The 12,504-nt window shown below is 71.2% G+C and carries 11 protein-coding genes and 1 pseudogene; 5 read left to right on the top strand and 7 right to left on the bottom strand.

Going from position 1 to position 12,504, the window contains the following annotated elements; all coding sequences use genetic code 11:
* Nucleotides 1-57: 57 nt before the first annotated feature.
* The gene (locus OG933_RS02880) at nucleotides 58-957 is read left to right on the top strand and encodes a helix-turn-helix transcriptional regulator (protein ID WP_362532591.1); all 900 of its coding nucleotides are present in this window, start codon (nucleotides 58-60) and stop codon (nucleotides 955-957) included.
* Nucleotides 958-999: 42 nt separating this feature from the next.
* On the opposite strand, the gene OG933_RS02875 is transcribed toward OG933_RS02880, so the two are convergent.
* Nucleotides 1,000-2,034, bottom strand: coding sequence for a zinc-binding dehydrogenase (locus OG933_RS02875; protein ID WP_405625135.1), 1,035 nt, complete (start codon nucleotides 2,032-2,034; stop codon nucleotides 1,000-1,002).
* A 232-nt stretch (nucleotides 2,035-2,266) separates the two neighbouring features.
* Between OG933_RS02875 and OG933_RS02870 the strand changes: the two genes are divergently transcribed.
* The gene (locus OG933_RS02870; RefSeq protein ID WP_362532596.1) at nucleotides 2,267-3,217 is read left to right on the top strand and encodes a helix-turn-helix transcriptional regulator; all 951 of its coding nucleotides are present in this window, start codon (nucleotides 2,267-2,269) and stop codon (nucleotides 3,215-3,217) included.
* A 34-nt stretch (nucleotides 3,218-3,251) separates the two neighbouring features.
* Here the strand turns inward: OG933_RS02870 and OG933_RS02865 are convergent, their stop codons facing one another.
* From OG933_RS02865 to OG933_RS02855, 3 genes are all read right to left on the bottom strand, one after another.
* On the bottom strand, nucleotides 3,252-4,100 hold the full coding sequence (locus OG933_RS02865) for an SDR family oxidoreductase (protein WP_405625134.1): 849 nt from the start codon (nucleotides 4,098-4,100) through the stop codon (nucleotides 3,252-3,254).
* 287 nt (nucleotides 4,101-4,387) lie between these two features.
* Nucleotides 4,388-6,439, bottom strand: a complete 2,052-nt coding sequence (locus tag OG933_RS02860) for a PA14 domain-containing protein (RefSeq protein ID WP_405625133.1) — start codon at nucleotides 6,437-6,439, stop codon at nucleotides 4,388-4,390.
* 35 nt (nucleotides 6,440-6,474) lie between these two features.
* Entirely contained in the window at nucleotides 6,475-6,690 is a 216-nt protein-coding gene (locus OG933_RS02855) for a hypothetical protein (protein ID WP_405625132.1), read from the bottom strand.
* Nucleotides 6,691-6,887: 197 nt separating this feature from the next.
* Between OG933_RS02855 and OG933_RS02850 the strand changes: the two are divergent.
* Together OG933_RS02850 and OG933_RS02845 are read left to right on the top strand one after the other, a co-directional pair.
* A pseudogene (locus tag OG933_RS02850) lies at nucleotides 6,888-7,693 on the top strand (inositol monophosphatase family protein); the annotation flags it as partial.
* A 61-nt stretch (nucleotides 7,694-7,754) separates the two neighbouring features.
* Entirely contained in the window at nucleotides 7,755-8,399 is a 645-nt protein-coding gene (locus OG933_RS02845) for an NADPH-dependent F420 reductase (RefSeq protein ID WP_405625131.1), read from the top strand.
* A gap of 71 nt (nucleotides 8,400-8,470) precedes the next feature.
* On the opposite strand, the gene OG933_RS02840 is transcribed toward OG933_RS02845, so the two are convergent.
* From OG933_RS02840 to OG933_RS02830, 3 genes are all read right to left on the bottom strand, one after another.
* Complete coding sequence (locus OG933_RS02840) at nucleotides 8,471-9,010, bottom strand: NAD(P)H-dependent oxidoreductase (RefSeq protein WP_362532605.1); 540 nt, start codon at nucleotides 9,008-9,010, stop codon at nucleotides 8,471-8,473.
* A gap of 117 nt (nucleotides 9,011-9,127) precedes the next feature.
* Nucleotides 9,128-10,108: an aldo/keto reductase gene (locus tag OG933_RS02835; protein ID WP_362532609.1), complete on the bottom strand. Its 981-nt coding sequence runs from the start codon at nucleotides 10,106-10,108 to the stop codon at nucleotides 9,128-9,130.
* Nucleotides 10,109-10,238: 130 nt separating this feature from the next.
* Complete coding sequence (locus OG933_RS02830) at nucleotides 10,239-11,084, bottom strand: SDR family oxidoreductase (RefSeq protein ID WP_362532612.1); 846 nt, start codon at nucleotides 11,082-11,084, stop codon at nucleotides 10,239-10,241.
* Between the two features lie 246 nt (nucleotides 11,085-11,330).
* On the opposite strand from OG933_RS02830, the gene OG933_RS02825 reads away from it, so the two are divergent.
* Nucleotides 11,331-12,374 (top strand): helix-turn-helix domain-containing protein, encoded by a 1,044-nt coding sequence (locus OG933_RS02825; RefSeq protein WP_405625129.1) that lies wholly within the window; start codon nucleotides 11,331-11,333, stop codon nucleotides 12,372-12,374.
* The last annotated feature ends 130 nt before the right edge of the window (nucleotides 12,375-12,504 follow it).

Below are 12,504 nucleotides of genomic sequence, written 5' to 3'. Positions count from 1 at the left end.
CAGAGCCCCCCAGGCCGGCGCATGGATCCGTCCTGCCCGGCCTGCCACACTGGCCCCATGGCACGTGAGCAGCGCAACGGCAGCGACGGCACCGAACTGGGGCGCTTCCTGCGTGCCCACCGCACCCGGGTGACACCCGAGCAGGCCGGTCTCAAGGCCGGCCCCGGCCTGCGGCGCACGCCCGGGCTGCGCCGTGAGGAGCTGGCCACCCTCGCCGGCGTGAGCATCGACTACTACACGCGCCTGGAACGCGGCAAGGAAGCCCACCCCAGCCCGTCCGTCGTCGACGCCCTCGCCCGTGTCCTCCTGCTGGACGATCACGCGCACGAGCACTTGCGGGACCTTGCCGTGTGCGCCGCCCGTCCCGCCGCCTCCGAACCCCCGACGCCGCCCACCTCGTCGGTAGGACCCGGGATCAGGTTGCTGTTGGAGAGCCTGCGGCCCAACCCCGCGGTCGTGGTGAGTCGCACGATGGACCTGCTCGCCTGGAACCCGGGCGGGCTGCGGCTGTTCGTGGGCATGGAGCAGTGGCCGGTCGAGAAGCGCAACGTCGCGCGCTGGGTGTTCCTCAACCCCGGCGCCCGCACGGTCTTCGAGCACTGGGACGAGCAGATCCGCGCGTGCGTGGGGCGTCTGCGCGCCCTGGCCGGCACCGATCCGGACGCCCCGGACCTCGTCGGGCTCGTCGAGGAACTACTGACCGAGAGCCCGGAGTTCGTACAGCTCTGGGACCGTTACGACGTACGGGCACACACCCACGGCAGCAAGACCTTCCACCTTCCTGACGTCGGCGAACTCACGCTCTCCTACCAGTCCATGCAGTTGGAGGGCTTCCCCGGCCACCGGCTGGTCGCCCACTACGCCGACCCCGGCACCCCCGACCACGACAAGATGGTCCTCCTCGACCTGGCCGCCACCGAACCGGACCTGAACCCCGCGGAGGAGAAGGGGAATTGACGGCGGCGGTCGTCGCCGCTCGGTGCGCCGGACGCCGGTCGGTCAGGGCCGGATCAGGACCTTCAGAGCCGTCCGGTCGGCCATGGCGCGGTAGCCGTCGGGCACGCCGTCGAAGCCGACGGTGTGATCGAAGACCCGGCCCGGCTCGACCGTGCCGTCGAGGATGTCGGGCAGCAGTTCCTCGATGTAGGCACGCGCCGGAGCGGCGCCGCCGGTGACCGTGATGTTGCCCATCATCGACTCGAAGCCGAGCGGGATCTCGGTGTACTGCGCGACTCCGAGCCTGCTGATCACACCACCGTGGCGGACGATGCTCAGCGCCGTGTCCATCGCCTGCGTGGCACCGACCGCCTCCACCACCGCGTGCGTACCGTCGCCACCGGTCAACTCCCGTACGCGCTCGATGCCTTCCTCACCGCGCTCGGCCACGACGTCGGTGGCGCCGAAGTAGCGGCCGAGGTCGGTGCGGTCCGTGTGCCGGCCCATGAGGATGATCCGCTCGGCGCCGAGCCGCCTGGCGGCCAGCACCGCGCACAGCCCGACCGCGCCGTCGCCGATCACCGTCACCGACTTTCCGGGCGCGACCCGGGAGGTCACGACGCCGTGGTGGCCGGTGCAGTACACGTCGGAGAGGGTCAGCAGGGACGGCAGCAGAGCCGAGTCCTCGGCGACCGGCAGCTTCACCAGCGTGCCCTGCGCCTGCGGCACACGGACGGCCTCGCCCTGCCCGCCGTCCACACCGTTCGGGCCCCACTGGCCGCCGTGCCGACAGGAGGTGTGCAGCCCCTCGCTGCAGAAGTCGCAGGTGTTGTCCGCCCAGACGAAGGGGGCGACCACCAGGTCACCGGACTTCAGCCCGGCCACCTCCGAGCCGACGTCCTCGACCACACCGAGGAACTCGTGGCCCATGCGCCTGCCCTCCTCGGAGGCGGGCATCGACGCGTACGGCCACAGGTCGCTGCCGCAGACACAGGAGCGCACGACACGCACGACGGCGTCGGTGGGGTGCTGGATCTTCGGATCGGGGACGCTTTCGACGCGCACGTCTCCGGCGCCGTACATCAGCGTTGCTCGCATGAGACTTCTCCCAGCTGTGTTGATCGGAATGCGTATCGGTGGTCCGCGTCGACGCCTGGTTCCGGGCCGGCCGGCGTGAGGCCGTCGAGTGGGAGATCTCCGATGACATCGACTCTCCCCGCCCTGCCCGCCCTGTGGCAGGCCGGGCTGTGCCGGGGAGCGGCATTCCGGGGTGTGACAGGGCCCCCCACGCACAGCCGCAGAGGTGGCGAGGACCCGCAGACTGGAAGGCATGAACAGCGAGCAGCACAACGGCGGGGGCACCGAGCTGGGGCGCTTCCTGCGCGCCCGCCGGGCCCGGGTGACCCCGCAGGAGGTCGGTCTGACGCCCGGTTCCGGCCTGCGTCGTACGCCCGGGCTGCGCCGCGAGGAACTGGCCACCCTGGCCGGGATCAGCATCGACTACTACGTCCGCCTGGAGCGCGGCAAGGAGACCAGGCCCAGCGCGTCCGTGGTCGATTCCCTCGCCCGCGCCCTCCTGCTGGAGGACGACGAGCACGAGCACCTGCGCAGCCTGGCCGCCCGCGCCGCGCGCAGTGCGACCGAGGCTTGCGCGGACGGGGCCCCGGCCGCGCCCAGCCGTACGGTCCGGCCCGGCGTGAAACTGCTGCTGGAGAGTCTGTGCCCGCACCCCGCGCACGTCGTCAGCCGCACCAACGACCTGCTCGCCGCCAACCCCGGCGGAATGCGGCTCCTCCCCGGCATCCAGGACTGGCCGGCCAGGGAGCGCAACATCGCTCGCTACCTCTTCCTCGACCCCGCTTCGCGTGAGCTGTTCCACGACTGGAACACCCAGGTCCGCGGCTGCGTGGCCCGGCTGCGCGCCCTGGCCGGCATCGACCCCGACGCCCCGGACCTCACCCGGCTCGCCGGTGAACTCCTCATGAAGAGCCCGGAGTTCGCGCGCCTGTGGGAGCGCTACGACGTCAAGGGCCACTCCTACGGCCGCAAGACCTTCCACCACCCCGAGGTCGGCGACCTGACCCTCGGCTACCAGTCCATGGAACTGGAGGGCACCCCCGGCCACCGCATGGTGACGTACTACGCCGAGCCCGGCACCCCGGATCACGACGCGATGGTGCTGCTCGACCTGCTCGGGCGGGAGCAGCCCGCGCTGCGGACACCGGCACCCGACGACCGGTCGGCGGCTGCACAGGACGATCCCGCCTCCCCGCTGTCCTGATTTTCCCCGCCCGAGGGCCCTGGCTCTCGTCTCGTCACGGAGTGGTCAGCTCGCCGGCGCGCAGTGCCGCCGTCACGCCGCCGTCCATCAGGAGATCGGCTCCGGTGATGAAGCCGGCCTCGCGGCCGAGCAGGAAGGCGGCGGCCGCGGCGACCTCCTCGGAGGTGCCGAAGCGCTTGGCGGCAGAGACCTCGCGCACCGTCTCGAACCACTCGCGACGCGGGCCGGAGAGCTCGTCGAGAGCCAGCGGGGTGATGATCACGCCGGGGCTGACGGCGTTGACGCGGGCTCCGCGCCTGCCCCACACGGCGGCTGCGGTCTGCACGCGCAGCGAGTTGGCCCGCTTGGACAGGGCGTAGGCGTGGACGGACGACCCGATCGCGTCGGGTTGCAGGAACGGCAGCGCGAGCAGCCGCGAGGTCTCGGTGGTCGCGAGCGCGTGCTCGATCTCGCGTGTGTAGGGGCTCTCGCGGTGCCCGGCCATGCTGGCGACCACGATGCCGGCCCCGCCGGGCGCGATCACGCGGGCGAACGCGTCGAGGACGTACGCCGTGCCGAGCAGATCGACGTGCAGCAGCCGCTCGACGGTCGCCTGGGTGGGGGAGACACCGGCGGCCTGGATCACCTGGGTGACCGCACCCATCCCGGCGGCCGTGGCGGCCAGCGCCTCGACCTGGGCCGGATCGGAGATGTCGGTGGCCTGGACGGCCACCTCGTAGCCCTCGCCGCGCAGTTGTTCGGCGGCGGCCTGCGAGGCCTTCTCGTCATGGCCGGCCAGCAGTAGCGTGCGGCCGCTGCCGACCCGGCGGGCGATGGCCAGACCGATGCTGCCGGGGCCGATGACGACGACGATCTCCTTGGCGGCCCTGTTCTCGCTGCTCATGGTCCAGGCTCCTTCGTTCCGGGTTCTCGGGGCGGTCGGCCGCGCCTTGGTGACGAGCGCGTGCCGACCTGGAGTCCCGTCCACACGCCGTTCGCACGGGCACGGCCGAAGGCCGGACGAAGCCGCCGAGAGGCAGCGTGCCGAAGAAGGTGGCGTCCGTGCCGGTAGGTGGCGTCCGGCCGGTGTGGAAAGGAAAACCTCCACTCAGCCTGACGCCTCCGACCCCAGCGAGGCAGACCGCGACGATCAGGGGAACAGCAGGGCCCCCCACGATGCCCGACCGGCTGCTAGACGCGGTCCTGGAAGACGCAGTTCCACACGTACGTGCCCGCGACACCGCCGTCGGCGCGCACCGCTTCCAGCGTGTAGAAGTGCGTGGTCCCCCGGGCGGCCGCGGTGTCCGTGTAGGCGCGGGTCTGCGCCGGCAGGAGCCCGGCGTGCAGCGGCTCGTACGCCTGCGTGGCCGCGTTCCACCTGCTGACCCGATAGCCCGCGACGGTGTCGCACTCGGCCGTCTTGTCGCACCGCCAGCTGATGGACGGCCCGTCCTCGTCGGGTCCGCCGATCACGGTGCCGTGGCCCAGGCTGCCGAGGTCCCAGTCCCGGGTGACCGTCACGGACGGCCGGACATCCAGCTCGGTGGCCTCGACGACCGTGACCTTCGGGTCGCTCGGGGGCAGCGCGTTGCCCCAGAGGTCCCTGGCGACGACCGCGTACACGTACGTCTCGCCGTCCGGCAGGTCGCCGCAGAGGACCGCGAGCGGGTCGCTCGTGCCCTCCCGGCAGGAGGCAGTGGTGAGCCACTTGACCGTGCCGTCGGCCTGTCGGACGCCGGTCCAGACCGCGTAGCGCTCGACGTCGTCCTCGGTCGAGGCCGCCCAGCTCATGAGGATGCCGTCGGCGCGCGGGGTGGCCGTCACGCCGGTGACCGGCCCGGGTGCGACGCGGTCGCCGGTGCGGACGACGAGCGGGGCGGACAGCGCCGACTCGTTGCCGGCCGGGTCCACCGCCGCGACCGCGTACGTCACGTACGCGCCCGCGGGCATGTCCAGGTCGTGGCAGAGGCCGCCGGTGCTGGTCTCGTCGCTCTCCTCGGCGCAGGTCACGCGGGTGAGCGCGGCCGGGTCGAGGGTCTTGCCGGGCGAGCGGTAGACGCGGTAGGTGCCGCCGTTGTCGAAGTCCTCGTAGAAGCCGTCGGGCTGCTTCCAGTACACGTCGGTGTAGCCGACGCGGACGACGGAGCCGAGGGAGGTCGGGGACTTCGGCGGCGTACGGTCGACGCCGTCGCCGGTGACGGCGGCGTACCCCGACGGGTTGCCGAGCGCGTCGAGAGCGCGGACCCGGTAGAAGCGGGCGGTGTTCACGGGAGCGTCGGTGCGGTACGACGTCGTGGTCGTCGTGCCCAGCAGCTCGAACGGGCCGGTGGCCGCGGAGGCGGCGTACACCTCGTACGTCGCGGCGTCGGCGGCTCCCTGCCAGGCCAGGGTGGCCCACCACGCGTCGCCGATGACCGTGAGACCGGTCGGCGCCGCCGGGCCCGTGCGGTCCACGGTCACCGCGGTGGCGTCGAGGCTGCCGACGGACTCGCGGCCCGCCCTGTCGACGGCGCGGACCTCGTACAGGAAGGTCTGGCCCGTCGCGGGCGTCGCGTCCACGAAGGACGGGGAGGCGAGCAGCGACGAGCCGCCGGCCCTCACCCACTGGGTGGTGCCCAGCCGGCGGTAGACGCGGTAACCGGCGAGGTCCATCTCCTTGTTCGCGGCCCAGCGCAGGGTGGTCTTCGCGGTGTCCCGGTTGTACGCGGCGGTCAGACCGGTGGGGGCGAGCGGCTTGACCGTGTCGACGGCGGCCTCCGTGCGCGGGGCGTACGTGAACGTGGCGTGGGCGAGGCCGGTCCAGGCGACGTAGTCCACGCGCAGCGTGTGCTTGCCGGCCGGGACGGTCAGGTCGACGGTCTTGCGCGCGGTGGTGGAGACGTTCTTCCACAGGTTGATCTTCTGCACGCCGTCGACGTAGACCCGCATGCCGTCCTGCGTGGCGGCGGAGAGCCGGAAGGGGCCGCCGGAGCCGAAGTCCCGGGTGAGGGACCAGCGGACGGAGAAGTTGTCCTTGGGCAGCGTGACACCGGTCGGGTCGCCGTACCCGTAGTTCTCGTTGACGGCGGAGTCGCAGGCGGTCAGCTTCGGCGTGCCGCTGAAGGTGGAGTTGCCGAAGTACTGCGCTTTCCAGACGGGAGAGGCGCAGGTGACGGCCGCGGAGGCCGGGGCGGCGATCATCAGATCGCCGGTGGCGGCGAGGGCGGCCGTCGCGGCGAGCGCGGTCAGCCGGGTACGAGTCATCACAGAAGGTGGGGCCCTTTCCGGACCAATGAGAATCAGGTGGCGCGTGTGTGACTCATGAGGCGGGGGCAGGGTTGCCCCCGCCCCCTCAACTTCTTGAGGTGTTCGGCGGCCACGCAGCGTTCGAGGCTGAGCGGGCCTTCGGTGAGCGGGTGGCCGGGCCGGACGGCGACAACGAGTTGATCGCGGCCGACGAGACGGTGGCGGATGTCCGGAAGCGTCGGCCGACCGGAGCTGGATTCGAGGTCCACCGCACCCCTTCGTAGCTCGGGGGTGTCCGTCCGGACTCGGCAGGCAGTCGCAGTTGGACGCCGGGGGCCTGCTGGTGGACGGCGATGATCAGGGCCGTGCCGCAGGCGGCGACCAGGGCGTCGTGCCGGCGCACGGTGAACACCCGCTTGGTGCGAGACAAGTCGCCCCGCAGCCGATCGAATCCCAGGAGCCCGCCATGAGCACAGTCATGCCTTTCGACGCCGGCACGACACTCATGTCCGATGTGACCGCCGCCGTGAAGGCCGCCGGCCTCACGCTGCGCGACCGCTACACCCCGCACGCCCGTGGCGTCAGCCTGGACGAGGTCGTCGACGAGATCCACGCCAACGACGACGCCGTGCTGGACCTGCTGCGGGAACCGTTGCTGCGGGCCCGGCCCGGATCGCAGTGGGCCGAGGACGAGCTGGCCGGCGGCGCGCTCCCGCCCGGGGAAAGGTGGGTCGTCGATCCCGCCGAGGGAAACATCAACCACGTCCACGCCATGCCGGACTGGGCCGTCACCGCCACCCTGGTCAGCGACAACCGGCCGGTACTCACCGTCGTCCATCTGCCGCTGACCGGCGAAACCTACACCGCCGTCGCCGGTGGCGGTGCCCGCCTCGACGGCCGGCCCCTGAAGGTGTCCGCCAAGACCGACCTGGGCGCCGCGCTCGTCGGCACCGGTCAGGCCAGGCCCGGCGAGGACAAGCACACCTTCCGGCGGATCGGCGAGTCGGTCACCGCCATGCTCACCGACGCACTCGTGGTGCGCGTGTCCGTTCCCGCCACGATGCAGCTCATCCAGGTCGCCGCCGGACACATGGACGTGTTCTGGCAGTTCTCCGACGTCCGCTCCGGGCTGGTCGCCGGTGCCCTGCTGGTCTCCGAGGCCGGAGGCACCGTCACCGACCTGGCGGGCGAGCCCTGGAGCACGGCCGGCCGGGACTTCCTGGCCGCTGCCCCGGCATCCACGCCGCCGCCCGCGAGGTCCTGTCGCCGATCGTCCGACCGCGAAGCGACCCGCCCCGTCCCTCCCGCCCGACACCGCAAGGAGCATCACCTCATGACCCGCATCGGCATCCTGGGCGCCGGTCGCGTCGGCGCCAACCTCGCCGACACGCTCGCCTCGGCCGGACACGACGTCATCCTCGGCCGCCGGAACCCGAAGGCGCAGTCAGCGGCGCCCACCGAAGACCTCCACCCCGGCATCTCCTGCTCCGACCAGCGCACCGCGGCCCGCACCGCCGACATCGTGATCAACGCGACGCCCGGCGACAGCGCCCTGGACCGCCTGACCGACCTGCGCGGCGAACTCGCCGGAAAGATCCTCGTCGACGTCTCCAACGCCACGCGCGACGCCGGCGGACTGCCCGGCGACCTGTGCTACCCCGGCAGCAGCCTCGCCGAACAACTCCAGGCCGCCCTCCCCGACACCCATGTGGTCAAGACTCTCAACACCATGCTGTTCATGGTCATGACCGCCCCGGACATCCTGGCCACCCCGCCGACCGCCTATGTCTCGGGCGACGACGAACGCGCCAAGAAGACCGTCACCGGCCTCCTCGGCGACCTGGGCTGGCAGCCCGCGTGGATCGAGGACCTCGGGGACATCACCACGGCGCGCGCCACCGAAGCCATGATCCTGGTCGTGCCCCACATCCTGCGCCGACACGGCTTCAAGCCCTTCGCCGTCTCCCTCGCCCGCTGACCCCACCTCCCGTCTGCCGTCAACCTCTCCGGGGCCCCTCACCCCTGCCGGCAGGGGCCCCGGAAGCGCGGTCAGGCGGCGAAGGAGGAGAGCAGTTCGTTGTACTGCTTGGCGGCGGTGGTCAGGTCCTTCTCGGAGAGTCCGAAAGCCGTGCCGTACAGCTTGACCATCGGCTGGATGTCGAACTGGCACAGCCGCAGGGTCGCGTGCCAGTTGCCGAGGAGGGTCTCCAGGGTGGCCTTGTTGGCGCCTTCGGGGGTGTAGTGCTCGGCGGGGACGCCGGCCGTGACGGCGACGACGGCCTTCTTGCCGGCCAGCTTCGAGGCGGAGCCGTCCATGGTGAAGGCCCAGCCCAGGGTGAAGACCTTGTCCTGCCACTGCTTGAACAGAGGAGTGGTGTTGTACCAGAACACCGGATGCTGGAAGACGATCACATCGTGCTCGGCCAGCAGCGCCTGCTCGGCTTCGGCGTTGATCTGGAAGTCGGGGTAGGTGGCGTAGAGGTCGTGCACGGTGACGTGAGCCAGATCGCGGACGGCGTCCACGAGAGCCGCGTTGGCCTTCGACCGGGACAGGTCGGGGTGGCCTACGACCAGGAGAACCTTGGACATGATGAGGAACCTTTGCAGTGATCGGTGAAGTGGGTGCAGGGATGCGGGCGGGTCCGGCCCTACGGATGTGAAGGGCGTGACGGGCGTGACGGGTCAGGACAGCGCCGGGGCGTCGGATCAGTGGTCGATGCTGGCCATGTTCGCCTCGTCGTGGCGCTCGCCCGCGGCCGGCGTGAGGCTGTTCAGGCGGTCGAGCTGCGTGGTGGTGAGTTCGATGGCGTCGGCGGCGGTGTTCTCTTCGACGCGCGAGACCCGCCGGGTGCCGGGAATGGGGGCGATGTCGTCACCGCGGGTCAGCAGCCACGCCAACGCGGTCTGTGCCGGAGTGGCTCCGATCTCGGCGCCGATGGCCTGCACCTCGTCGACGATGCGCAGGTTGCGCCGGAAGTTCTCGCCGGTGAACCGCGGGTTGGTCTTGCGCCAGTCGTCGTCGGCGAAGTCCTCGACGGTGCGGATCTGCCCGGTCAGCAGTCCGTGCCCGAGCGGGGAGTAGGGCACGAATCCGATACCGAGCTCGCGCAGCAGCGGGAGGATCTCTGCCTCGACATCGCGGGTCCACAGCGAGTATTCGGTCTGCAGGGCGGCCACCGGGTGCACGGCGTGGGCCCGGCGGATCGTCTCGGGGCCGGCCTCGGAGAGTCCGATGTGGCGTACCTTGCCCTCGGCGACCAGCTCGGCCAGCGCGCCGACCGTCTCTTCGATGGGTGTGTTCGGATCGACGCGGTGCTGGTAGTAGAGGTCGATGTGGTCGGTGCCCAGCCGCAGGAGCGAGCCTTCGACCGCGGCCTTCACATTGCCGGCGCTGCTGTCGATGACGCCGGGGCCGTCGCCGGCGTGGGAGACGAGACCGAACTTCGTCGCCACGACGACGTCGTCGCGGCGGCCCTTGATGGCCCTGCCGACGAGCTCCTCGCTGTGGAAGGGGCCGTAGATCTCGGCGGTGTCGATGTGGGTGACCCCGAGGTCCAGCGCACGGTGGATGGTGCGGATCGACTCTGCGTCATCGAGCCCCCCGCCCGTGGTGTAGGTGCCGGCCATGGTCATGGCTCCCAGACCGATGCGGGAGACATCAAGCCCACCCAGTGATACGTGCTTCATCAGGTACTCCTTCGTGACGGCCGTCAGGACCGGTCGATGGTCATGGTGTGCGAGCGCCGACGAGCAGTTCGGTGCGCCACCGGCTGCCGGACCGTGCTTCGGCGGGTTGTGGGGTTGCGGGTCGTGTTGCTCAGGCGTGGGCGTCGTCGTAGGCCAGGGCGCCGCCCAGGTCGCGGGATGCCTCGGCCTGGGCGAGGAGCTCCCGCGCCTTGGCCTCGGCGGCCTCGATGGCGTCCGCACCGGCGACGAAGCGCAGCAGCGGCGTCTCCTGGTCGGCGATGGCCAGCAGGGCGCGGGCGAGCTTGGCCGGGTCGCCGGGCTGTCGGCCGTTCATGCCTTTCATGCCCTCGATCCGCGGGGCGGTGCGCGGCGCGTAGTCGTCGATGGACAGCTCGGGCCAGGTGGTGGAACCGTCCACGAGGAGTTCGGTGCGGAAGTAGCCGGGCTCCACAACGGTGGTGCGGATGTTGTACGGCTCCACGTCGTAGCGCAGGGACTCCATCCAGCCCTCCTCCGCGAACTTGGAGGCGGCATAGGCGGAGGTGAATTCCATGCCGACCAGACCGGCGGTCGAGGTGATGGTGATGACGTGGCCGTCGCGCTGCTTGCGCATGATCGGCAGGACGGCACGGGTGACGTTCATCGGGCCGAAGAGGTTGGTCTCGAACTGCCTGCGCATCTGCGCGGACGAGACTTCCTCGAAGTAGCCGGTGAAGAGGTTCCCGGCGTTGTTGATCAGGACGTCGATCCGGCCGAAACGGTCGACGGCTGCCCGCGCGGCGGCTTCGGCCTCCGCCAGGCTGGTGACGTCCAGCTTGGTGACCAGCAGGTTGTCCTGCGGTCCGCCCAGCGCCTTCTCGACCTCCTCGGGGCGGCGGCCGGTGGCGACGACCTGGTGACCTGCGGCGAGGGCCTCGCGGGCGATGTCCGTTCCCAGGCCGCGTCCGGCACCGGTGACGAGAATGACCTTGCTCATGGGGGAATTCCTTTCAGACGCCGTGATCAGGCACCTGGTGTGTGCGAAGGGATGCGTGCGGCACCGACAGCGCCACCGCGGGAGCCGGAGACCGGCGGCGCAAGCGCCGCCCTGCCCGGGTCGTTCACACCGCCGGGGCGGTGCACCACCAACAGAACCCGCTGTCACGCGAGCGTGGGAGTCCCTGATGAGGGGGTCACTGACAGGGACCCCCAACCCGGCCGAAGCGCTCGTAGAGTGAAGCGCATGGCAGGCAGAAACGACCCACAAGGCACCAACCGCGACATCCGTGACGATTTCCGCGCGGAGATCCGGGAATTCCTCGGCACGCGACGGGCCAGGGTCACCCCCGAGCAGGCCGGCCTGCCCGTGTACGGCGGAGAGCGCCGGCGGGTCACCGGGCTGCGCCGTGAGGAGGTCGCCCTCCTCGCGGGCATTTCCAGCGAGTACTACACACGGCTGGAGCGCGGCAACGCCACCGGCGTCTCCGAGAGCGTCATCGAAGGCATCGCGCAGGCACTCCGGCTCGACGAGGCCGAGCGGATCCACCTGCTCGATCTCCTGCGAGGCGCCGGCCCGGCCCGTCCGACGCGCCGCCGGCCGGCCCAGCAGCGCGTCCGGCCCGCAGTGCAGCGCGTCCTCGACTCGATGGCCGGCACCCCCGCTTTCGTCCTCGGCGGACGCGGGGACATCCTGGCCGCCAACCACCTCGGGCGCGCCCTGTTCTCCCCGGTCTATGCCGACCCGGCACGGCCGCCGAACAATGCCCGGTTCGTGTTCCTCAGCCCGCGCGCGACCGAGTTCTTCCGCCACTGGGACGAGGTAGCCAATGACACGGTCGCCATGCTGCGCGCCGAGGCGGGACGCGACCTCTACGACCGGCGGATCTCGGACCTGATCGGGGAGCTGTCCACCCGCAGCGAGGAATTCCGGCGCCGCTGGGCGGCTCACAACGTCCGCATGCACACCACCGGCGTGAAGCTCCTCCATCACCCGGTGGTCGGCGACCTCGACCTGCCCTTCGAGACCTTCCCGCTCGGCGACGGCCCCAGCCAGTTCCTCCTCACCTACACCGCCGAGCCCGCGTCACCCTCGCAGGACGCCCTGAACCTGCTGGCCAGCTGGGCCGCGACCAACGACGACATCGAGCGGTCCGCCCGGAACAACGACTCCGAGCCGGCCGACTCCGACTCCGACTCCGAGTCGGCCGGCTCGGAGTCGGAGTCGGAGTCGACTGATTCGGAGTCCGCTGATTCGGATTCGGCGGATTCGGCCGAGACACCCGACTGAACGACGAGCCGTGCGGTCCGGAACACCTGACGACGCGGGCGGGACAGCCCTCGGTGTCCACGGGGCAGAGGCGAACCCCCATCGACAACGGTGATCCCGGTTGCGGACGGCCGTGCCCGGAGCGGACTTC

The organism is Streptomyces sp. NBC_00016, from assembly GCF_045040885.1.
GTDB lineage: Bacteria > Actinomycetota > Actinomycetes > Streptomycetales > Streptomycetaceae > Streptomyces > Streptomyces coriariae.
The sequence above is the reverse complement of the archived record's forward strand: the minus strand, read 5'-3'. Positions and strand labels throughout refer to the sequence as shown.